The organism is Curtobacterium sp. NPDC098951, from assembly GCF_044759965.1.
Lineage (GTDB): Bacteria > Actinomycetota > Actinomycetes > Actinomycetales > Microbacteriaceae > Curtobacterium.
Genome location: NZ_JBIWAG010000001.1, coordinates 296,980 through 317,092 on the forward strand (window position 1 = coordinate 296,980; position 20,113 = coordinate 317,092).

Sequence of the window (20,113 nt, forward strand, 5' to 3'; positions counted from 1 at the left end):
CCGCTAGACGCGGACCTTGTCGTAGTCCTTCGGCAGCGCGAACGGTGCGTAGGTCTGCATCATCGGGTCGACGCGGTTCTGTGCCCGCTCGACGGCCTGCTCCGGAGTGGCGGTGCCGAGGAGCACGCTGGAGCGCGCGTCGGCGAGGGAGTCCCACCACGCGCCGCCGACGGGCAGCGGCGGGCGGCAGGTGCTCGCGGTGATCGACTCGACGAAGTACCGGATCGACTTCGCGGAGCCGTTCGGGTCCTCGAGCGCGGCGATGTTCGTCGGGACGCTCGTCGCGGGGACCATGTAGGTCTCCTGGCCGCGCTTGCCCGTGAAGTACTTCATGAGCTCCCACACCGCCCTGGTCTTCTTCGACCCCTTCGGCAGGCAGAGCGCGAAGCCGCCCGACCAGGTGTACTTCGGGTCGCCCTCCTGCTGCACGGGCAGGTACGCGGTCGTCCAGTCGAGGTCCTTCGGACCGTAGTTGTCGAACGTCTGGATGGTCGACGGCACGCTGACCATGAAGGCCATGCGGTTCGCGAGGAACGCGGTCTGCCCCGGCGGGTGGCCGGTCGGTTCGTAGGTCGCGATGAAGGTGTCGGCGTCACGGTACCCGTAGCGCTTCGCCCACTCGGCGTAGAAGTCGTAGATGCCGCGGACGCTCGCGGAGTCCATCGTCATCCGGGAGTCCTGTTGGTCGTAGTACGACGCCCCGAGTCCGAGGCCCCAGGTGAACGGCCAACCCTCGCCGTACCACGGCAAGAGCCCCATGTGCGTGTAGTCGCCCGCCGACTTCTTCGTGACCTGCTGGCTGACCTCCCACATCCGGTCCATCGTCACGGGGCCGTTCTGCTCCCAGTCGAACTCGTCGAGGTCCACCCCGGCGTCCTTGAGCATCGTGCGGTTGACGAACATGCCGCGGGCATCGGTGTCGTGCGGGAGGCCGTACGTCTTGCCCTCGTAGGAGACCTCGCCGACCGCGAAGCCGAGCCACTGCGACAGGAACTCCTCCTTCGACTGGTCCTCGTACTCGGCGATGAGGTCGTCGATGGGTTCGATGAGTCCGATCGCCGCGTACTGCGCGGCACTGAACCGGTCGAGCAGCCAGAGGTCCGGAGCGGTCCCGCCGCGGACCGCCGTGATGATGCTCGTCGCGTCCCCGGTGCCCTGTGACGGGACGACGTCCACCCGGACATCCACCTCGGGGTGCAGCTGCTTGAACTGGTCGATCACCTTCGTCTGGAACGGGACGAACGTGCCCGTGACGCCCCAAAGCGACACCTGGTTCGGGTTGGACGACCGGGATCCGGTCGCGCACCCCGCGGCGAGCAGTGCGAGCGCACCGGCACCGGCCGTGGCGGTCGCCCCCCGCAGGAAGGATCGGCGGCTGAACGCGGAGGTCATTTGAAGCTCCCGATCTGGACGCCCTTGAGGAACGTCCGCTGGAACACGAAGAACAGGATCACGAGCGGCAGGATGATGAGCACCGCGGCCGCCATCAGCTGGTTGAACTGGAAGTCCTGCGAGTTGTTGAGCCGGAACACCTGCAGACCGATCGACAGCGTCTGCACACTTTGGTCCTGCAGGTAGATGAGCGGTCCGAGGAAGTCGTTCCACGCGCCGACCGCGGCGAAGATGCCGACCGTCACGAGGGCCGCACGCGCCTGCGGGAACACGATCGTCCAGAGGATGCGCCACTCGGACGCCCCGTCCATGCGGGCGGCGTCGAGGAGGTCCTTCGGGATCTGCAGCAGGAACTGTCGGAGCAGGAAGGTGTAGAACGCGGACCCGAACAGCGCCGGCACCACGAGCGGCAGGAAGGTGTTGATCCAGCCGAGCCGCGCGTACAGGTCGAACATCGGGATGAGGGTCACCGGGAAGGGGATGAACAGCGTCGCGAGCACGACGTAGAACAGCCGGTCGCGGCCGCGCCACTCGATGCACGCGAACCCATACGCGATGACGAGGTTCGACACGACCGAGAACATCGTCACGAGGACCGTGATGACGAGCGTGTTCCGGAAGAACGTGAAGAACGGCATCGCCTGCACCGCTTGGGCGAAGTTGCCCCAGTCGAGCCAGTGCGGGAACCACGTCGCGGGGAAGGCGCCGAGCTCGGTGTTGCCCTTGAGCGCCGAGATGACCATCCAGTAGATCGGGATGAGGAACAGCACGCTCATGGCGATGAGCACGATGCGCGCCGTGACCGACGACCAGACGGAGCGGACGGACCCGTCGGCGTTGCGGGACGCCCCGCGGTCACCCTTCGCAGCGGCGGTGGTGATGGACTTCGTCACTTCGGTGGTCATGGCGTCACTCCCCGGTCACGTCGTAGTTCACGAACCGCTTGGACAGCCAGTAGACGAGCCCTGACAGGAGCATCCCGGCGAGGAACAGCAGGACGGCCATCGCGCTCGCGAACCCGAGCTGCGCGTAGCTGAACGCGTTCTTGTAGAGGTACAGCATGTAGAACAACGTCCCGTTGTCCGGCGACCCGAGGCCTCCCGTCCCGGACGAGATCACGTACGCCTCGGTGAAGACCTGCAGGCCGTTGCTGATCCCGGTGATGAGGTTGAACAGGATCACGGGGGAGAGCAGCGGCAGCGTCAGCGCGAAGAACTGCCGCACCGGACCCGCGCCGTCCACGCGCGCGGCCTCGTAGAGTGTCTTCGGGATGCCCCGCATGCCGGCGAGGAAGATCAGCGCCGCGTTGCCGGCACCCATCTGGGCGAGGGCGATGATGACGAGCTTCGCCGTCGTCGGGTCGCCGAGCAGGTTCGTCGCCGGCACGCCCACGAGCTTGAGCGCCTGGTTCACGAGCCCGGTCTGCGGGTTCACCAGCACGACGAAGATGAACGCGAGCGCGAACGTCGGGATGAGCGACGGAATGTACAGCGCCGTCCGGTACCAGCTGATCTCGCGGACGTCCTGGTTCATGGCGATCGCGATGATGATCGCCACCACGATGCCGACCGGCACCGCGATCACCGCGTAGAACACCGTGTTGCCCACCGCGGTGTGGACCAGCGGGTCGATGAACGCTGCGACGTAGTTGCCCAACCCGACCCAGGTCGCGCCCTGCATGCCCGAGTACCGGGTGAGGCTGATCGCGAAGGAGTACACGAGCGGGTACCCGATGAACACGAGCACGCCGACGATCCACGGGGACACGAACGCGAGCCCGATCCGCAGACGGCGCTTCTCGGCAGCGGTCCACGGGCGCTTCTCGCGGTGGCGTCGGCCGGAACCCGCGGTGGTGATGCTGCGGGTCGTCGGCCTCGGAGGTGCTGCGGTCCCAGTTCGTGTCGTCGTCGTCACGAGCGTCCTCTCGGATCCCGGGCCACCTCGTCGTGGCCTCGGTCGAACTCGAGGTCCGCCCGACGGGATCGGTTCAATCCAATCGATTGACAAAACCTCTCGGGCAAGGATGCTAGGGAGCATGGAGCAGCCCCGTCAACCATCTCGGCACACCGTGCTGCATGGTGGAACGCCCCACGGCGGGACGAACATCGCCGACGTCGGGACGCGCAACCGCGCCCTCGTGCTCGACCTCGTCCGCCGCTCCGGCCCGCTCCACCGCGTCGCCCTCGCCCGCAGCACCGGACTCAGCGCCCAGACCGTCTCGAACATCGCCGCGCGGCTCGTCGCCGAGGGACTCGTGCGCGAGGACGGGGAGCGGGCGCTCGCCGTGGTGCCGTCGGCGCGGACGGGGATCGGCGTGCACCTCGATCCCGCCGCGTTCGAGGTCGTGCTCGTCGACCTCACGGGGACCGTGCTCGCGGCCGAGCACCACGACATCGCGGCGCACACGGCTCCTGGAGCGGTGGTCGACGCGATGGCCGCCGCGATCGGACGCCTCCGGACCGAGGCTCCGGGGCGGACCGTGGACGGGGTCACGGTGGCCGTTCCCGGTCCGATCGACACCGTCTCCGAACGGCTCGGGACGCCCGCCCAGCTGCGGCCGTGGTCCGAGTACCCGCTCGCCCTCGAGCTCGCCGCACGCACGGGCGCCGCGGTCCACCTCGAGAAGGACGCCACCGCCGGGGCGTTCGGTGAGGCCTGGACGGCGCCGGAGCCCGAGGACCTGGTGGCGGTGCACCTCGGCAGCGGGGTCAGTGCTGCCGCGGTGGCCTCGGGCGAGGTCGTCCGGGGATCGACCGGGAACGCGGGGGAGTTCGGCGGCATGCCGGTGTTCGCCCACGGTCGGTGGACCGCGGTGTGGGAGGCGTGCCAACCGCTGCAGCAGGTCCGGCGCGCCGTGTCCGCGGGGGTCCTCGACGCCGAGGTCGCGTCCGACGACGCCGCGGCCGTCCGCGCCGCCTACGCCCGGATGTGTCGGGAGCCAGCCGCTGCCGGCCTCGTCGCCGAGGGCGGGTCGGCGCTCGGCTCGGCGCTCGCACACGTGGTCGAGCTCCTCGACGTGCCGCGGGTCACGATCGGCGGCAGCGCAGCGGTCCTCGGTGGTGAGCGGTTCCTCGACGCGGTCCGCTCACGACTCCGCGACCGATTGCCACGTGGGCCGTTCGCCGAGGTCGCGTTCTCCACCGCCGGCGTCGTGGCCGTCGCACGCGGCGCGGCGTGCTCCGCGATCGCGCGGAGCCTCACGACAGCGGCTCCGGTCCCGACGGCGCGGCAGCGGACGGGAGGCTCGGTGCAGGCCCGCAGCATCAGCCATCCCTGGTGAGCGACGTGCGTCGGGCAGGCGGGGCGTGCCTCCAGGACGGCACTGTCGTCACGCGCCGCGTCGCGGCGGCGACCAGGACGCCGTAGGTTCGCTGCATGACGACCGCGACGACCGCTCCCGACTTCGCCACCGCCTGGACGACCTGGCACGACGCCCACGAGGCAGCCCGGGCCAGCGAGCACGGGTTCCTCGCGATCACGAGCATCCGGTGGCTGCAGGCCGAGCCCGAACGGTTCGAGGACGCACCCGGCGCCTGGTCGACCTCCGAGGACGGGCCGGTGGTGGCGCTCGACCCGGGGCAGTCGATCGAGGTCGACGGACAGGTCGTGACCGGCACCCACCGGTTCGGGTCGCTCGCCGAGCGGTCCGGCGTCGACGTGGTGTGGCACGACGGTGACGAGTCCGTCGTCATCGAGGTCGCGCGGCGCGGCGGCAGCGACATCGTCCGGCCGCGGCGTCCCTCGGCGCCGCTCCGCGTGTCCTACCGGGGCACACCGGCGTACGCGCCAGACCCCGCGTTCGCCGTCGAGGCACGGTTCGAGCCGTTCGACGAGCCGCGCGAGGTCACGGTGGGATCGGTCGTCGACGGGCTCCAGCACGTGTACACCGCGCCGGGTGTGCTGCGGTTCGAGCTCGACGGGCCGCGCGCGCTCACGGCGTTCAACGGGTACGGCGACGGGCTGCTCGTGCTGTTCACCGACCGGACCTCGGGCGTGACGACGTACGCCGCGACGCGGAGCCTCGACGTGCCGGCCCCGGACGCCACCGGCCGCACGACGATCGACTTCAACCGGGCGACGAACCTGCCGTGCGCCTACACCCCGCACGCGACGTGCCCGCTGCCTCCCGCGGAGAACCGGCTCGACGTGGCCGTCGAGGCCGGGGAGCGCCTGCCCGCCTGACGCGGGGCGCGGGGGCGCGGACTCCGTACGACATCGTCGATGTCGTACGACGTCGGCGTAGTCGTTGATTGCGTGCGCGGGGTGTTGCGCACGCCAGGTTGCGACGAGCCCGCTGTCGTACGACGTCGACGTCGACGTTGTCGTTGATTGCGTGCGCGGGGTGTTGCGCACGCCAGGTTGCGACGAGCCCGCTGTCGTACGACGTCGACGTTGTCGTTCGGCGTCAGCACGCGCGTCGGCGGCAGCGGCCCCCGGACCCCCGGACCCGTCAGGGCGCCCCGACCCGGACCCACCCGCTCGTGGCACGCCACGTGACCGGGTCGAACGAGAACACGCTGCCCATGCCCGGCTGGTCGAGCGCACGGGAGACCGGGACGCCCCGCAGATCCGCCAGCAGCAGCGCTCCGACCGCACCGTGCGACACGATCGTCACGTCGCCGTCGTCTGCCAGCGCCCGGACGGCACGGACGATGCGCGCCCGGGTGTCGTCGGCGCGCTCCCACCCGCGGACCGACACCTCCGGCGCGGCGAAGAACGCGTCGACGACACCCTCGAACTCGTCGAACGGCAGGTGACCGGTGGCGCTCCGGTCGATCTCGCCGAGGGCGGCGTCCGTCGAGGGGACGACCCCCACCGCCGCCGCCAGGATCCCGGCCGTGTCGATCGCCTTCTGCTCGGTGCTCGACACGATGCGACCGACCCCGGGGGCCCAGGCCACCGCGGCGGCACCGGCGGCGCGCTCCCGACCCGCGGCGGACAGCCCCCACGACTCGATCGGACGCGCCGGGTCGACGACCACCTCGGCGTGGGTCAGGAAGAACGAGGGCACGTCCCGACCCTACGCACCCGCGGCGTGCGGACGGGAGGCGCGGGGCGGGCCCGACCCGCGCCTCCCGTCCGTCAGCGGGTCGCCGTAGGGTGAGCGCGTGGAGTTCCCGGGGGAGGCGGCCGACGCGCGTGACGCGTCGACCTCTCCGGGGTCACCCCGGGGCACGCAGGACCAGCAGGACGACACGCCCCGAGCGGGACGGCGCGCTCCGCGCGCGACGCCGCACGGAGGCACCGACGGGTCCTCCGGGAACCCCACGCCCCTCACCGTCGTCGCCGGCGCCCTCGCCGACGCGTTCCTCGCCGCCGAACACTGGCGACCGGACGACCTGACCGCCGCCGGCTGGGCCGTGGTCGGCGTCGAGCGCGCCTACGTCGGACTCGCCGTCGCCGCGGCCCTCGCCGCCCACCCGCGGCCACCGGTCGACGCACCCCGGCAGCTCGCGGCGGTGCTCGAGGCGTCGCCGCGCCTCGCCGAGCAGCACCGCGCCCGCGAGGCCCGTCGTCCGGTGCGGGTCCTCGTGCGTCGGGCGACCGCGGTCCGGGCCAGGCCGGAGACCACGAGCCGACTGCTCGTCGACACCCTCCCGGAGCTGGCACGGGAACTCGACCTGACCGTCGGCCGGCTGCTCTGGCTCGCGGACACCCGCGGATGGAACCGCCGGGCCGGTGCGTCGAGTCCGCTGCACCACCACCGGCACGAGTGGGTTCGTCGCCCGGGTCGGACGCCCCGCCTGCTCGAGAAGCCGATGGACATGCTCCGGCGCACCCAGCGGACGATCCTCGACGAGCTCCTCACCGCCCTGCCCGTGCACGACGCGGCGCACGGCTTCGTCGGCGGTCGCAGCGTCGTCACCGGGGCCGCGCTGCACACCGGACAGCAGGTCGTCGTCACCGCCGACCTGACGTCGTTCTTCGCGAGCGTCACCGCTCCCACCGTGTACGGCGTCTTCCGCACCGCGGGCTTCGCGGAGCCGCTCGCGCACGTGCTCACCGGGGTCTGCACGAACCGGGTGCCCGTGCACGTGCTCAGCGCGATGCCGGACGGCGGGACGCCCGAGGAGCGCCAGGTGCTCCGCAGCATGCTCCGCGAGGCGCACCTGCCCCAGGGCGCACCGACCTCACCCGCCCTGGCCAACACCGCGCTGCGACACCTCGACGCCCGCCTCGCCGGGTGGGCGGCCTCGGTCGGCGCGGTCTACACGCGGTACGCCGACGACCTGACGTTCAGCGGTGACGACCGGCTCGCCGCACGACCGGACGCGTTCCTGCGCGGCGTCGACCGGATCGTCACCGAGCAGGGACTCCGGCTGAACCCGTCGAAGACCCGGGTGCGGCGACGGGGCTCGCGGCAGTCGGTCACCGGGGTCGTCGTCAACGAGCGGACGTCTCCCGGTCGGCGCGAGGTGGACCGGCTGCACGCGATCCTGCACAACGCCGCCGAGCACGGTCCGGCGTCGCAGAACCGTGCTGGGCACCCCGACTTCCGGGCACACCTGCTCGGACTGATCGGCTGGGTCGAGCAGGTGCACCCGGGGCGCGCCCGGCGTCTGCGCGAGGAGTTCGCCCGCATCGTGTGGTGACCCCGGGCTGCTCGTACGCGGGTGTGCCTCGCACGGTGCGAGTTTGTTCCGTGGGTGCGGGGTTGCCCGCTTGGTGCGAGCTTGTAGCGGCGCACGGGGCGGGCAAGCTCGCACGGAGTGGCGGGCGTCGCACCGTGCGGCGAGGCGGTGTGGCGGTTCGCACGGTGCGTGCTCGTTCACCGGGTGCGAGGCTGATCGCTCGGTGCGGGGTTGTAGCGGGGCACGGGGCGGGCAGGCTCGCACGGAGTGGCGGGCGTCGCACCGTGCGGCGCGGCGGTGGGGCGGTTCGCACCGTGCGGGCTCGTTCACTGGGTGCGAGGCTGATCGCTCGGTGCTGGCTTGTAGCGGCGCACCCAGCGTGCAAGCTCGCACGGGGTGGCGGAGGTCGCACCGTGCGGCGCGGCGTCCAGACCCCTGCCCGCCGCTCCGGCCCGCCGCCCCACCCCGCCTGCCCGCACTCCCCACCCCGCGCATGACGCCCGGTGACGCCACGCGGCGCCGACCTCGCAGACACCACGTCACACGGGGCAACGCCCGGTCACGCTCCGCAACACCCGTCGCCCCGGAGCACGGTCGGACGTAGCGTCGCCGACATGACCGACTACCTCGACCGCGAGCACGACAAGACCTTCACGAAGGTCTACAAGCAGCAGACCCCGGACATCCTCTCGGCCTTCGTGCAGTTCGACGAGTCGGTGTTCCGGGCCGAGGGGCGCGAGATCCCGCTGAAGTACCGGGAGCTCATCGCACTGGCGGTCAGCATCACCACGCAGTGCGTCTACTGCATCGACGGCCACAGCCAGCGCGCGGTCACGGCCGGCGCGAACGAGGCCGAGCTCGCCGAGGCCGCCTGGGTCGCCACGGCCATCCGCGCCGGCGGCGGGTTCGCCCACGGCCGCCTCGGCTTCAAGTTCGGCGTCGACGCCGCGGCTCCCTCGGAATCCCACTCTCACTAGGAAGCGCACTCCATGCCCGACCGCACCACCCTCGTCACCGCCCTGCAGGGCGCCGGCTGGCACCCCGCCGCCTGGCGCACCGCCGGTCCGGCTGCCAAGCGACTCACCAGCCTCCGGCACTGGCGCGACGTCGTCGTCGAGCAGGACCGGCTCGGCATCGACGCCGTGACGATCGAGGACTCCTTCACCGCCGGTCCGGTGGACGCGGCCGGCGAGCTCGACACGAGCACGGTCGTCGGCCGCCTCGACGCCCTCCTCGTCGCGAACGCGGTCGCACCAGCGACCCGCGCCCTCGGGTTGGTGCCGACCGTCTCGGTGACGCACACCGAACCGTTCCACGTCGCCACGGGCCTCCAGACCCTCGACCACGTCTCGCAGGGGCGAGCCGGGTGGCGGATCCAGATGAGCCCGACGCCCCGCGAAGCAGCGCTCTTCGGGCGCCGTCCCGGCGGCGACGACGCGTCCGTCCTCTTCGCCGAGGCACGCGAGGTCGCCGAGGTCGTCTCCCGCCTCTGGGACAGCTGGGACGACGACGCCATCATCCGCGACGTCACCACCGGCCGCTTCATCGACCGCGACCGCGTCCACAACGCCGAGTTCGAGGGGTCCTTCGTCTCGGTCCACGGCGCGTCGATCGTGCCGCGATCGCCGCAGGGCCGTCCGCCGGTCTTCTCGCTGGCACACCGCGCGGACGCGGCCGCCTTCGCCGTCGACGTCGCGGACGTCGTCCTGGTCACCCCGGGCTTCGCCGGCCGGGAGGCGCGGGACCTGATCGACGAGGTCCGTCACCTCGAGCAGGCGGCAGGGTCGGACGTCCGCCGTCCGGTCCTCGCGGACCTCGCGGTGCTCATCGGGTCGTCGACGGCCGAGGCCGAGGACGAGCTCGCCGCACTCGACGCGGCCGCCGGCGCGCCGTACGTAGTCGGTACCGGCTCGGACACCTCGGTCCTCGCGACGACGGTCGCCGACCTCGTCGCCCTCATCGCTGACCTGGGGACGCTCGGGTACGCGGGCGTCCGGCTCCGTCCGCTGCGCATCCCGGTCGACAGCACCGCGATCGCCCGGCAGCTCGTGCCGGCGTTGGTCACCGCGGGCCTCCGCGCGGACGTCGCCTCCCGCCCGACCGCCGACCTCCGCACGAGGCTCGGCATCGCACCGGCCGTCAGCCGGTACACCCGCACGACGACTGCCCAGGGGGTCCCAGCATGAGCGCCAAGCGTCAGGTCCACCTCGCCGCCCACTTCCCGGGCGTCAACAACACCACGATCTGGAGCGACGACCGGGCCGAGAGCCAGATCGCGTTCTCGTCGTTCGAGCACTTCGCCCGGAACGCCGAGCGCGGGCTGTTCGACTACCTGTTCCTCGCCGAGGGGCTGCGCCTCCGCGAGCAGAAGGGCCGCATCCACGACCTCGACGTCGTCGGGCGCCCGAACACGCTCGCGATCCTCGCCGCCCTCGCCGGGGTCACCGAGCACATCGGGCTCGTCGGGACCCTGCAGACCACGTTCAACGAACCCGTCGAGCTCGCGAAGCAGCTCGCGACGCTGGACCACCTCACCGACGGGCGTGCCGGCTGGAACGTCGTGACCAGCTCGGACGCGTTCCACGGCGCGAACTTCCGTCGTGGCGGGTTCCTGGACCACGCCGACCGGTACACGCGCGCGGCGGAGTTCATCGAGCTGTCCCGCGAGCTCTGGGACTCGTGGGAGTCCGACGCCGTCGTGGCCTCGGCCGTGTTCGCCGACCGCTCCCGGATCCGCGACGTCGACCACCACGGGCCGCAGTTCGACGTGACCGGGACGTTCCCGGTGCCCCGGAGTCCGCAGGGGCACCCGGTGGTCGTGCAGGCCGGGGACTCCGACGAGGGGCGCGACCTCGCCGCGGCGCACGCCGAGGTGATCTTCTCGCTGCACACCGAGTTCGACGACGCCCAGGGCTTCTACCGCGACGTCACCGGACGACTCGAGCGGGTCGGTCGGTCGGAGGACGAGCTGCTCGTCATGCCGGGCGCCACCTTCGTCATCGGAGCCACCCCGGCCGAGGCGGACGAGCGGGCACGGGCCGTCCGACGCGCCCAGGTCAGCCCGGCCACGGCCATCGCGTTCCTCGAGCAGGTCTGGAACCGCGACCTGTCCGCCTACGACGTCGACGGTCCGCTGCCCGACGTCGAGCCGGACGTCGATGCCGACACCATCACCCGCGGCCGGGTCCGCCACGTGCGGGACCCCCGTGCCCTCGTACAGTCCTGGCGCGACCGGGCCGAGGCGGAGCACCTGTCGATCCGCGACCTCGTCATCGCGGTGTCGACCCGCGGCGGGTTCGTCGGGACACCATCGCAGATCGCCGCCGAGATCGACCGGTACGTCCAGGAACGTGCGACGGACGGCTTCGTCGTGGTCCCGCACACCAACCCGTACGGCCTCGACGAGTTCGTCGACACGGTCGTCCCGCTGCTGCAGGAGCGCGGCGTGTACCGGGAGTCCTATACCGAGGGCGCGACGCTCCGCGAGACGCTCGGTCTGCCCGGGACGGTCCGGTCCGGCGAGCGGTCGGGGGTGCTCGCATGACCGCCGTCCCCCTGTCGGTCCTCGACCTCGTCCCGGTCAGCGCAGGGTCGACGCCCGCCGAGGCCCTCCACCGCACCATCGACCTCGCGCAGCACGCCGAGCGCGCCGGCTACGCCCGGTACTGGCTCGCCGAGCACCACCTCAACCCCGGGGTCGCCGGCAGTGCGCCGACGATCGTGATCGGTGCGGTGGCCGCAGCGACCTCGACCATCCGGGTCGGCAGCGCCGCGACCCTCGTCGGCAACGTCCGGGGGCTGCAGATCGCCGAGGGCTTCGGCACGCTCGCCGCGCTGCACGGCCCGCGGATCGACCTCGGGCTCGGCCGCTCCGGTGCCCCCGCGCCCGGTGCGCCGAAGCCGCCGTCCCTCGCGCCGCGCCGGGACGAGGTCGTGGACGGGCTCCTCGTCCCGGCACCGTTCGACTTCCGGATCGCCCCGCGGAGCCGGTTCGCGCTGCAGGGGGAGCTGCTCGGCCGGGTCCCCGGGGACGTCGACCGGTTCGAGGGCGAGCTCGACCTGATCCGGGCGCTGTTCGCCGGCACCTGGTCGAGTGACGGCGCGGTCGTCGAGGCACCGCCCGCCACCGGTACCCCCGTCGAGCTCTGGATCCACGGCTCGACCGGCGGCGCGAGCGCGCGGGCCGCCGGAGCGCTCGGCCTGCCCTACGGCGCGAACTACCACACGTCGCCGGGCACCGTCCTGGCGTCGGTCGAGGCGTACCGCGCCGCGTTCCGCCCCGGCGTCCTCGACGCCCCGCACGTCATCGTGTCGGCCGACGTCGTCGTGGGCCGGGACACCGCCGAGGCGTCCGAGCTCGCCCTCGGCTACGCCCAGTGGGTGCACTCGATCCGCTCGGGGGTCGGGGCGATCGCGTACCCGACCCCGGACTGGGCGCGGGAGCACCCCCTGGACGACGCGCGGGCGGCATCGGTCGCCGACCGCCTCGCCACCCGGTTCGTCGGCGACGCGGCCTCGGTGGCGGACCAGCTGGAGACGCTGCGCCGGGTGACGGGAGCGGACGAGCTCCTCGTCACGACGATCACGCACGACCACGCCGCGCGGGTGCGCTCCTACGAGCTGCTCGCGGCGGAGTGGGCGCGACGGGCCGAGCAGGTGGTGCCGGCCGCGGCGGCGCGGTGATGCGGGTCGAGCGTGCCTGCGCCGGCCGTCGCGGCCTGAGACACGACTGATCGACGAACGGGAGGCGCGGTGTCGGCTGGCACCGCGCCTCCCGTCCGCCGTGCGTGCGCGTCCCGACGCTCGCGGTGCAGGCGGGCCCTTCGGGTCGCCGGGCGAGCACCATGGAGGCCGAGGCGTGAGGAGGGTGTGACGCAGCGCACCCTCCACGGCTGGAAGACGTACGACGTGTTCGCTCCGTGATGGGGTGCGCAGGTCGGTGACGGCGGGTCCGGCGACGCCATCAGCTCGAAGCCGGAGGACCTGGTCTCGAGCACGAGCTGGTCGACGAACTCGACCTGGTGCGGTTCCCGGTGGTCCTCGGCGAGGGAGAACAGTTCTTCCCGTCGCACGGCCCGGACCTCGCTCTCGAGCTGCTGTCCCACCGGGTGTTCCGGACGGGGGTCGTCGCGCGGGGGCGTCGGATGAGCGGGGCCACCGACTCGATGCGACGTCGTCGTCGTCGTCCGACATCGACCATGTCGCTGACCCGCGTCCGCGAATGTGCGCGTGCGCAACGGGCGACGAGGTCGCTGTCGTACGACGTCGACCTTGTCGCTCCGGGGCCGCGTCCGTGCCGCATCCGTGGGCCACGCACGACGACACCCCCGCGGCCGGATCGGCCACGGGGGTGTCGGACGGAGCACGGGTCAGCTGTTGTCGAGCGGAAGGCCCTCCGGGTTCACGTCCGAGTTCTTCACGGCTTCGTTCGAGAGGTTGTACGCCTGCAGCCACTTCGCGTAGGTGCCGTCCGCGATCAGCTCGTCGATGGCGGCGGCCACGGGCTTCGCGAGCCCGCTGTCCTTCTTCGTGGTCGCGGCGATCAGACCCTGCAACGACGAGCCCGCGCCGGAGAACGTGCCCGCGGTCTTCGTCGGCTTCGCGCTGCCCGTGCTCTGCCTGTTCTGGTACGCGATGGTCGGGTTCGGACCGAAGTACGCGTCGATCTTCCCCGAGTCGAGCGCGAGCTTGATCGCGTTGCCGTCGGGGTAGTACTTGACGGTGAAGTCCTTGCCCTCGGCCTGGAGCTGCTGCTGCCACTCGAGCAGGATCTTCTCCTGGTTGGTGCCGGAGCTCACCGCGACGGTCTTCCCGGCGAGGACGGACGGGTCACCGTCGAACGTCCACGAGGCCGACTCGAGCACCTGGAACGCGAGGTTGTCCTGACGGTACGACGCGAAGTCGTACTTCTCCTTGCGCTGCTCGGTGACGGTGATGTTCGAGAAGCCCGCGTCGTACTTGCCGCTGTCGATCCCCACGAAGAGGTTGTCCCAGGTCGCGTTCTGCACGTCGGCCTCCAGCCCGAGCTTCGCGGCGACGAGCCGTCCGAGGTCCGGCTCCGAGCCCGTCAGCGTCTTCTGGTCGTCGCCGGTGAACGCCAGGGGCGGGAACCCGGACGGCAGTGCGCCGATGCCGATGGTGAGCGTGCCGGACTGCTTGACCTCGGCCGGGAGTTCGTCGTGGAGCTTCGTGTCCTCCTCGACGGTGAGCGTCGTCTCGGTCGCCGCGCCGTTGGCGTGGGCACCGATCGTGACGGTCCCGTCGGCATCGGTGGAGGTGCCGGCCGAGGCGTTCGCGGCGCAGCCGGCCAGTGCGACGACGACGCCGGTGGCGAGGACGAGGGCGCCGGCGCGGTGACGCGAGCGGGGCGGGGTGGTCGTGGGCATGGTTCTCCTGGGTCGTGATCGGGTCGTGATCGGGTCGCGATCGGTCGGGGTGCTGTGGGGTGGGACGGAACGGGGAGGTCAGCGGACGCGGGACAGGAAGTCGCGCGTGCGGGGGTGCTGCGGGTCGTCGATGACCTGCGCGGGCGGGCCCTCCTCGACGATGCGGCCGTGGTCGAGGAACACGACGTGGTCGGCGACCTCGCGGGCGAAGGCGACCTCGTGCGTCACGATCACGAGCGTCGTGCCGGACGCGGCGAGGTCCGCGATCACGCCGAGCACCTCGCCGACCAGCTCCGGGTCGAGCGCCGAGGTCGGCTCGTCGAGGAGCACGACCGAGGGCTCGAGCGCCAGCGCGCGGGCGATCGCGACGCGCTGCTGCTGCCCGCCGGAGAGCTGGCGCGGACGGGTCGCCCCGCGGTCGCCGAGGCCGACCCGTTCGAGCAGGGTCTGGGCACGGGCCTTCGCGGTGGCGGCGGGGACGCCCGCGGCGATCGGTCCCTCGGCGACGTTCTCGAGGGCCGTCAGGTGCGGGAACAGGTTGAAGTGCTGGAACACGAACCCGATCCGCGAGCGCTGCCGCAGGATGCGTCGCTCGGGCAGCTCCTTGTAGCGGGGGACACCGTCGCGGCCGGTCCGCACCCGGACGCCGATGGTCTCGCCACCGACGGTCACAACGCCACGGTCGAGGGGCTCGAGGTGGTTGATCGCCCGCAGCAGCGTCGACTTGCCGGACCCGGACGGGCCGAGGATCACGGTGACGCTCCCGGACGGCAGCGTCAGGTCGACGCCGTCGATGACGACGTGCTCGCCGAAGGCCTTCACGGCCCCGTGGATGCCGATGCTCGCGCTCATCAGATCGCCCTGTCGTTCGCGGCGGAGGTACCGGAGGCGACCGCACGCGCGGCCGCGGCTGCGTCGGCGCGGCGACCCGCGCCTCCTGGCCCGTCGCCGGGACGGCCGCCCCGGCCGCGCCCGGAACCACGGCGCACCGCGGACCGCAGCCGCTGGAGGGGCGTCGGCGGCAGCGTGCGGACCGAACCCCGCGCCGTCCACCGCTCGACGTAGTACTGCACGACCGACACGGCGCTCGTGAGGGCGAGGTACCAGATCGTCGCCACCACGAGCAGCGGGATGATGTCGGTCGGGTAGGTGCTCGACAGGTTCTGCACGACGCCGAACAGGTCGAGCAGCGACACGTAGAACAGCAGCGACGACGCCTTGAGCAGCCCGACGATCTGGTTCACGAACGCCGGCACGATCGAGCGGAGCGCCTGCGGGAGGATCACCCGGACGAACTGCCGCCGCCGGGGGAGGCCGAGCGCCTGGGTGGCCTCGTGCTGACCGTGGTCGACGGCGAGCACCCCGGCGCGGACGATCTCGGACGCGTACGCGATCTCGCTGAGGCTCAGGCCGATCACACCGATCGCCAGGTCACCGAGGACGTTCGCGGTGGGGACCTCGAACTGCGGGCCGAACGGGATGCCGATGCCGATCGTCGGGTACAGCGACCCGAGGTTGTAGAGGAAGACGAGCACGAGGATGAGCGGCACCGAACGGAACAGCCACACGTACCCCCACGCCAGGCCGGACAGCACCGGGTTCCGCGACAGCCGTGCGATCGCGACGACGATCCCGCCGGCGAAGCTGATCACCGCGCTGAGGGCTGTCGCCACGAGCGTCAGCTGCAGACCCGTCAGGACGGCCGGGCTGAACAGCCACTTCCCGACGGCGGGCCAGCCCCACTGCTCGTTCGTGAACAGCGTCTCGACGAAGTTCAGCAGCACGACGAGCACCAGCGCCGCGGCGATCCACCGCAGCGGGTGGCGCAGCGGGACGACGGGCCGGTCGAGCGCGGCGCGTCCGGCCGCGTCGATGGTCGGGTCGGTCCCCGGCCGGGAGGCGCGGCTCGCGTCGGTCGCGCCGGTCACGCCGTCGACGTCGGTCGCGTGCCGTGGCGGGGCCTCGGTTGTGTCGGTCATGCCGCGACGGTAGGAGCTGTCGGCGTGCCCCGACAACGCCCGTCGCAACACACCGGCACGGGAGGGAACGCGGCGTCACACGTGCCGTCCGGATGACGCTCCGTGACGCACGCCGGGGGCTATCGTGACGCCATGACCGCACACCGCGTGACCGCTCCGGAGCCCGCCGCCGACGGCAGCACGCCGAAGGGGCCGGCGTCGTACTTCCCGAGCATCGAGAAGACGTACGGTCGCCCGGTGCAGGAGTGGCTCGACCTCGTCGCCGACCGGCTGGACGACCACCGGCACATGGAGGTCGTCGGCTGGCTGAAGGCCGAGCACGGCATGGGGCACGGGCACGCGAACGCCCTCGTCGGGTACGTGCGGAACGCCCTCGCCGGCTGACGGCCGTGCCCGTCGCCGTCGCCGTGGTGGTCGGTGCGGGCGTGTCGGGCGGTTGTCGGTGGTGCTGCCTAGCGTGGGGGCGTGGCCGAACCCGTCGACGCGTGGTGGCGCCGCCGACAGTGGTCGCGCGGCGTCCCGGTGCCGTACGCCGTGGGCGAGTTCCGCGCCGAGTGGTCCTCGTACCCGGTGCTCGTCCGGCAGTACCACCCGGAGTGGAACCACGGCGTCGTCCTCAGTCAGGTGCCGCCCGCTGCCGAGGTCCTGCTGACGTGGGAGTGCGACGTCGGACACGTGTTCGTCGCGACGCCGGCCGAGCAGCGCTCCCGCCCCGGCCGTGAACGGCGCCGGTCGGTCTGGTGCCCCGAGTGCGCCGTGCAGGCGCAGCCGCAGCGCTGGCCGGTGCTGCCCGCGGACTGGCCGAGTGCCGTGCCGACCCCGCAGCGGGTGGTGCGGGTGACCGGTCGGCAGACCCTGCCGGCGGCCCCGGCCAGGGGCGTCCCCGCGGGTGCGGTCGCGTCCTCGCGGTCGGGTCCTCGACGCCCGGACCCGGGAGCACCCCGCAGGCCCCGTGCCGCGGGGGTCCCGCGGTCGATCTGCCCGAAGACACCGCGGCTGCCATCGGGGGAGTCGTTCACGAGCGTCTGCGCCCCGGCGACGGCGTCCGCGGTCGAGGCCGAGCTGCGAGCGGCCCTGGCGGAGCGGTTCGCCTTCACGTTCGACCACTCCGCGATCCGGCTCGACCGGCCCTTCTTCGACCACGTCGAGGTGTGGCCGGACGTCATCCTGCCGGAGCTCCGTGTCGCGATCGAGTACGACTCCACCGGTCGGCACGGCCTCGAGCACGTCGGGCCCCGGCAGGAGACCGACCGCCGGAAGGACCGGGCGGTGCGCGGCGTCGGCTGGGAGGTCGTGCGCGTCCGCACCGGGCGGCTGCAGGCCATCGGGCCGTACGACCTCGAGGTCTCCGGGATCTCCGGCCGGACGATCGCCCGCCTGGTCGACACGCTGCGCGAGGTCCGCGGCGCCCTGTTCGTCGACGCGTACGCGCGCTGACGCGCGGGCGGCCGGGCGTCAGCCGCGCAGTGCCAGCGCCTCGCTCGTCCACCGGGCGTGCAGCTCCCACGGGTCGCTCACCCCGGCGGACACGACGGCGACGTGCTCGAGCAACTCCGGCGTCACCCGGAACCACTCGGTGCCCGGGTACCGCGTCGCCCGGAACTGCCCGTGCCGCCGTCGCTCGAGCGTCCGGTCGCCGCGCTCGAAGCCGAGCAGGTCCTGGTGCGGGATCGCCGCCAGCCGCTGCCGCGGGTTCGTGGTCGTCCCGATCTTGATCCGGTCGCCGAAGTCGTCCCGCATCCGCAGGTAGTAGACGACGTCGACGCGGGGCGGGGCGAGGTCCCCGTCCGGCACCTCACCCCAGCGCCACTCGCACCGCGCGCACACCGCGCCGGACGGGAAGCGCACGCCGACCCCTGCTCCGCAGACCGGGCACGGGCCGGGGAGCACGTCTTCGACGCCGGGGTGCTCGGCGGCGGCGTCGGCCACGAGCAGGACGTGGGTGCCGCACAGCGGCACCGCCGGCACCGTCCACCCGGGGTCGGCACCGGCGTCGCAGCCGGGCACGCAGCACGAGAGGGCGACCATGCCGGGAACGCTATCCCGACCCACCGACGCGAGCCGCGCCTCCCGACCGGCCACCGCGGCACGCGGTCACTCCGTGAAGATGACCCCGATCGGTTCGCGCTTCTCCTCCTGGAACCGGTCCTCGGCACGGCCGAGCGCCCAGTACGCGGACAGCGACATCTCGGACTTCTCGAGCCCCCAGTCGTCCTGCAGCAGCCGCCGGATCGCCTTCATCGCGGTCCGCTCACCGTGCGCGAACACCTGCACCGGCCGGGAGGCGCGCTCCAGCGAGCGGGCCGCCTCCAGCAGGAGCGTGCCCGGCCGGGCGCCGGTGGCGTCGCGGTGCAGCCAGCGCAGGTCGACCCCGGCCGGGTGCGCGACGGCCTGCTCGTCGGCGGGACCGGCGACCTCGACGAGGGCGACGCCGGTGGCGGTGTCGGCCATCGCCTCGAGCGCGGCGGAGATCGCGGGCAGGGCGCTGTCGTCGCCGAGCAGCACGTGCGTGACGTCCGGGTCGTCCGAGGGCGTGTAGCCGCCGCCGGGGCCGGAGAGCGCGAGCAGGTCGCCGGGCTCGGCGGAGGCGGCCCACGGTCCGGCGAGGCCCTCGTCGCCGTGCACGACGAAGTCGACGGCGATGGTCCGCGCGTCGTGGTCGACCGCGCGGACGGTGTACGTCCGCCGTGCCGGGCGGTCGTGCTTCGGCAGGCTCTCGCGGAGGGACTCGAGGTCGTACGGCGGCGTGAGCCCGAGCGACGGCTTCGCGAGCAGGAGCTTCACGTACTTGTCCGTCGTGCGGAGCCGCTCCGGGTCCGCGGCGCCGACGAACGCGTCGAAGGCGGGACCACCGAGGTGGACGCGGACCATGTGCGGCGAGAGGCGTTCGGTGCGCTGGACGACGAAGACGTGCTGGGGACGTGCGGGTTTCGAGCTCATCGGTGCGAGCTTCCTCTCTCGACTTCTGGGTGCGCTGTGCTTGACGCGCAGGTGACTGAGGTTAGCCTTACCTCATGGACGACACCGTCACCCCGTTCTCCGAGCTGCTGCGCCGCCGCACCCGTCGCACGCAGGGCTCGACGGACGGGGTCGGGTTCATGCCGGACCTGCTCGCCGGACGCTGCGACGTCGCCGAGTACGCGGCGCTGCTCGGACAGTACGCGTTCGTCTACGACGCCCTCGAGCGTGCTGCGGAACGGATGGCGGACCACCCCGTGGCGGCCCCGTTCGTCACCTCGCAGCTCACCCGCATGCCGGCCATCCGCGCCGACCTCGAGTACCTGATCGGTCCGGACTGGTCCGAGCTCGTGTGCCCGCTGCCGGAGACCACCGCCTACGTCCGACGCCTGAACGAGGTCGCGGCCACCTGGCCCGGCGGCTTCGTCGCGCACCACTACACGCGGTGCCTCGGCGACCTGTCCGGCGGACGGCTGATCGGCGGGCTGCTCGCCGAGCAGTTCGGCTTCGAGACGAACGGCGTCCTCTTCTACATCTTCGACCAGGTGGCGGACCCGCGGGCCTTCGAACGGACGTACCGGGAGCAGCTCGACGCCGCCCCGTGGTCGGCCGGAGAACGCGAGCGGGTGATCGCCGAGGTCGAGCTCGCCCACCGGCTCGACAGCGGTCTGCTCGCCGGGCTCGACGCGACGCGCGGCCCCGCCGTCCGGCGCCCGGCGGCCGGGCACGCGGGCGGCGACGTCGCCGCGACCGCGTGAGCGCTCCGACCTGATCCCGGCCCGGTCCCGGGCGTGCAGGCGGTCCGTCCGGACGGTTGTCGTCACCG

General features: G+C 72.7%; 19 protein-coding genes. 10 read left to right on the plus strand and 9 right to left on the minus strand.

The features are described 5' to 3' along the window. Nucleotides 1-3: 3 nt before the first annotated feature. The 3 genes from ACIQUC_RS01400 to ACIQUC_RS01410 are packed head-to-tail and all read right to left on the minus strand — an operon-like array spanning nucleotide 4 to nucleotide 3,306. Nucleotides 4-1,392 (minus strand): extracellular solute-binding protein, encoded by a 1,389-nt coding sequence (locus tag ACIQUC_RS01400; RefSeq protein ID WP_402262395.1) that lies wholly within the window; start codon nucleotides 1,390-1,392, stop codon nucleotides 4-6. After that, a complete protein-coding gene (locus tag ACIQUC_RS01405; protein ID WP_402262397.1) occupies nucleotides 1,389-2,297 on the minus strand; it encodes a carbohydrate ABC transporter permease in 909 nt (302 codons plus the stop codon). The genes ACIQUC_RS01400 and ACIQUC_RS01405 overlap by 4 nt, the downstream gene beginning before the upstream one ends. Nucleotides 2,298-2,301: 4 nt before the next feature. Further along, nucleotides 2,302-3,306: a carbohydrate ABC transporter permease gene (locus ACIQUC_RS01410; protein ID WP_402262399.1), complete on the minus strand. Its 1,005-nt coding sequence runs from the start codon at nucleotides 3,304-3,306 to the stop codon at nucleotides 2,302-2,304. A gap of 154 nt (nucleotides 3,307-3,460) precedes the next feature. On the opposite strand from ACIQUC_RS01410, the gene ACIQUC_RS01415 reads away from it, so the two are divergent. Continuing rightward, nucleotides 3,461-4,672, plus strand: coding sequence for an ROK family transcriptional regulator (locus ACIQUC_RS01415; RefSeq protein ID WP_402262402.1), 1,212 nt, complete (start codon nucleotides 3,461-3,463; stop codon nucleotides 4,670-4,672). Between the two features lie 95 nt (nucleotides 4,673-4,767). Continuing rightward, complete coding sequence (locus ACIQUC_RS01420; RefSeq protein WP_022907231.1) at nucleotides 4,768-5,574, plus strand: DUF1684 domain-containing protein; 807 nt, start codon at nucleotides 4,768-4,770, stop codon at nucleotides 5,572-5,574. Between the two features lie 268 nt (nucleotides 5,575-5,842). Here ACIQUC_RS01420 and ACIQUC_RS01425 read toward each other — a convergent pair whose 3' ends face one another. Then, nucleotides 5,843-6,403, minus strand: coding sequence for a histidine phosphatase family protein (locus tag ACIQUC_RS01425; RefSeq protein WP_402262405.1), 561 nt, complete (start codon nucleotides 6,401-6,403; stop codon nucleotides 5,843-5,845). Between the two features lie 97 nt (nucleotides 6,404-6,500). On the opposite strand from ACIQUC_RS01425, the gene ACIQUC_RS01430 reads away from it, so the two are divergent. From ACIQUC_RS01430 to ACIQUC_RS01450, 5 genes are all read left to right on the plus strand, one after another. After that, on the plus strand, nucleotides 6,501-7,985 hold the full coding sequence (locus ACIQUC_RS01430) for a reverse transcriptase domain-containing protein (protein ID WP_402262408.1): 1,485 nt from the start codon (nucleotides 6,501-6,503) through the stop codon (nucleotides 7,983-7,985). 593 nt (nucleotides 7,986-8,578) lie between these two features. Further along, nucleotides 8,579-8,941: a carboxymuconolactone decarboxylase family protein gene (locus tag ACIQUC_RS01435; protein ID WP_402262411.1), complete on the plus strand. Its 363-nt coding sequence runs from the start codon at nucleotides 8,579-8,581 to the stop codon at nucleotides 8,939-8,941. Nucleotides 8,942-8,953: 12 nt separating this feature from the next. Continuing rightward, entirely contained in the window at nucleotides 8,954-10,150 is a 1,197-nt protein-coding gene (locus tag ACIQUC_RS01440; protein WP_402262414.1) for an LLM class flavin-dependent oxidoreductase, read from the plus strand. After that, nucleotides 10,147-11,508: an NtaA/DmoA family FMN-dependent monooxygenase gene (locus ACIQUC_RS01445; protein ID WP_402262417.1), complete on the plus strand. Its 1,362-nt coding sequence runs from the start codon at nucleotides 10,147-10,149 to the stop codon at nucleotides 11,506-11,508. The genes ACIQUC_RS01440 and ACIQUC_RS01445 overlap by 4 nt, the downstream gene beginning before the upstream one ends. Then, on the plus strand, nucleotides 11,505-12,647 hold the full coding sequence (locus ACIQUC_RS01450; protein ID WP_402262420.1) for an LLM class flavin-dependent oxidoreductase: 1,143 nt from the start codon (nucleotides 11,505-11,507) through the stop codon (nucleotides 12,645-12,647). The genes ACIQUC_RS01445 and ACIQUC_RS01450 overlap by 4 nt, the downstream gene beginning before the upstream one ends. Nucleotides 12,648-13,333: 686 nt before the next feature. Here ACIQUC_RS01450 and ACIQUC_RS01455 read toward each other — a convergent pair. The 3 genes from ACIQUC_RS01455 to ACIQUC_RS01465 all read right to left on the minus strand — a co-directional run bounded on the left by ACIQUC_RS01455 (nucleotide 13,334) and on the right by ACIQUC_RS01465 (nucleotide 16,329). Continuing rightward, nucleotides 13,334-14,350: an ABC transporter substrate-binding protein gene (locus tag ACIQUC_RS01455; RefSeq protein WP_402262423.1), complete on the minus strand. Its 1,017-nt coding sequence runs from the start codon at nucleotides 14,348-14,350 to the stop codon at nucleotides 13,334-13,336. Between the two features lie 78 nt (nucleotides 14,351-14,428). Continuing rightward, nucleotides 14,429-15,202, minus strand: coding sequence for an amino acid ABC transporter ATP-binding protein (locus ACIQUC_RS01460; protein ID WP_402262425.1), 774 nt, complete (start codon nucleotides 15,200-15,202; stop codon nucleotides 14,429-14,431). Further along, nucleotides 15,202-16,329 (minus strand): amino acid ABC transporter permease, encoded by a 1,128-nt coding sequence (locus tag ACIQUC_RS01465; protein WP_402262428.1) that lies wholly within the window; start codon nucleotides 16,327-16,329, stop codon nucleotides 15,202-15,204. Before ACIQUC_RS01465 ends, ACIQUC_RS01460 begins: the two co-directional genes overlap by 1 nt. Nucleotides 16,330-16,461: 132 nt before the next feature. Between ACIQUC_RS01465 and ACIQUC_RS01470 the strand changes: the two genes are divergently transcribed. Then, complete coding sequence (locus tag ACIQUC_RS01470) at nucleotides 16,462-16,713, plus strand: DUF4287 domain-containing protein (RefSeq protein WP_402262430.1); 252 nt, start codon at nucleotides 16,462-16,464, stop codon at nucleotides 16,711-16,713. An 81-nt stretch (nucleotides 16,714-16,794) separates the two neighbouring features. Next, complete coding sequence (locus ACIQUC_RS01475; RefSeq protein WP_022907235.1) at nucleotides 16,795-17,766, plus strand: hypothetical protein; 972 nt, start codon at nucleotides 16,795-16,797, stop codon at nucleotides 17,764-17,766. An 18-nt stretch (nucleotides 17,767-17,784) separates the two neighbouring features. Here the strand turns inward: ACIQUC_RS01475 and ACIQUC_RS01480 are convergent, their stop codons facing one another. Together ACIQUC_RS01480 and ACIQUC_RS01485 are read right to left on the minus strand one after the other, a co-directional pair. Further along, nucleotides 17,785-18,357, minus strand: a complete 573-nt coding sequence (locus tag ACIQUC_RS01480; RefSeq protein WP_031262492.1) for a GIY-YIG nuclease family protein — start codon at nucleotides 18,355-18,357, stop codon at nucleotides 17,785-17,787. A 66-nt stretch (nucleotides 18,358-18,423) separates the two neighbouring features. Further along, complete coding sequence (locus tag ACIQUC_RS01485) at nucleotides 18,424-19,269, minus strand: siderophore-interacting protein (protein WP_022907237.1); 846 nt, start codon at nucleotides 19,267-19,269, stop codon at nucleotides 18,424-18,426. 74 nt (nucleotides 19,270-19,343) lie between these two features. Between ACIQUC_RS01485 and ACIQUC_RS01490 the strand changes: the two genes are divergently transcribed. Then, on the plus strand, nucleotides 19,344-20,045 hold the full coding sequence (locus ACIQUC_RS01490; RefSeq protein WP_022907238.1) for a heme oxygenase (biliverdin-producing): 702 nt from the start codon (nucleotides 19,344-19,346) through the stop codon (nucleotides 20,043-20,045). Nucleotides 20,046-20,113 lie beyond the last annotated feature (68 nt).

Coding starts and splice junctions, on each gene's coding strand:
- ACIQUC_RS01400 (WP_402262395.1), bottom strand. CDS start 1,392: ATGACCTCCGCGTTCAGCCGCCGATCCTTCCTGCGGGGGGCGACCGCC.
- ACIQUC_RS01435 (WP_402262411.1), top strand. CDS start 8,579: ATGACCGACTACCTCGACCGCGAGCACGACAAGACCTTCACGAAGGTC.
- ACIQUC_RS01440 (WP_402262414.1), top strand. CDS start 8,954: ATGCCCGACCGCACCACCCTCGTCACCGCCCTGCAGGGCGCCGGCTGG.
- ACIQUC_RS01445 (WP_402262417.1), top strand. CDS start 10,147: ATGAGCGCCAAGCGTCAGGTCCACCTCGCCGCCCACTTCCCGGGCGTC.
- ACIQUC_RS01455 (WP_402262423.1), bottom strand. CDS start 14,350: ATGCCCACGACCACCCCGCCCCGCTCGCGTCACCGCGCCGGCGCCCTC.
- ACIQUC_RS01490 (WP_022907238.1), top strand. CDS start 19,344: ATGGACGACACCGTCACCCCGTTCTCCGAGCTGCTGCGCCGCCGCACC.
- ACIQUC_RS01460 (WP_402262425.1), bottom strand. CDS start 15,202: ATGAGCGCGAGCATCGGCATCCACGGGGCCGTGAAGGCCTTCGGCGAG.
- ACIQUC_RS01450 (WP_402262420.1), top strand. CDS start 11,505: ATGACCGCCGTCCCCCTGTCGGTCCTCGACCTCGTCCCGGTCAGCGCA.
- ACIQUC_RS01405 (WP_402262397.1), bottom strand. CDS start 2,297: ATGACCACCGAAGTGACGAAGTCCATCACCACCGCCGCTGCGAAGGGT.
- ACIQUC_RS01470 (WP_402262430.1), top strand. CDS start 16,462: ATGACCGCACACCGCGTGACCGCTCCGGAGCCCGCCGCCGACGGCAGC.
- ACIQUC_RS01465 (WP_402262428.1), bottom strand. CDS start 16,329: ATGACCGACACAACCGAGGCCCCGCCACGGCACGCGACCGACGTCGAC.
- ACIQUC_RS01485 (WP_022907237.1), bottom strand. CDS start 19,269: ATGAGCTCGAAACCCGCACGTCCCCAGCACGTCTTCGTCGTCCAGCGC.
- ACIQUC_RS01480 (WP_031262492.1), bottom strand. CDS start 18,357: ATGGTCGCCCTCTCGTGCTGCGTGCCCGGCTGCGACGCCGGTGCCGAC.
- ACIQUC_RS01420 (WP_022907231.1), top strand. CDS start 4,768: ATGACGACCGCGACGACCGCTCCCGACTTCGCCACCGCCTGGACGACC.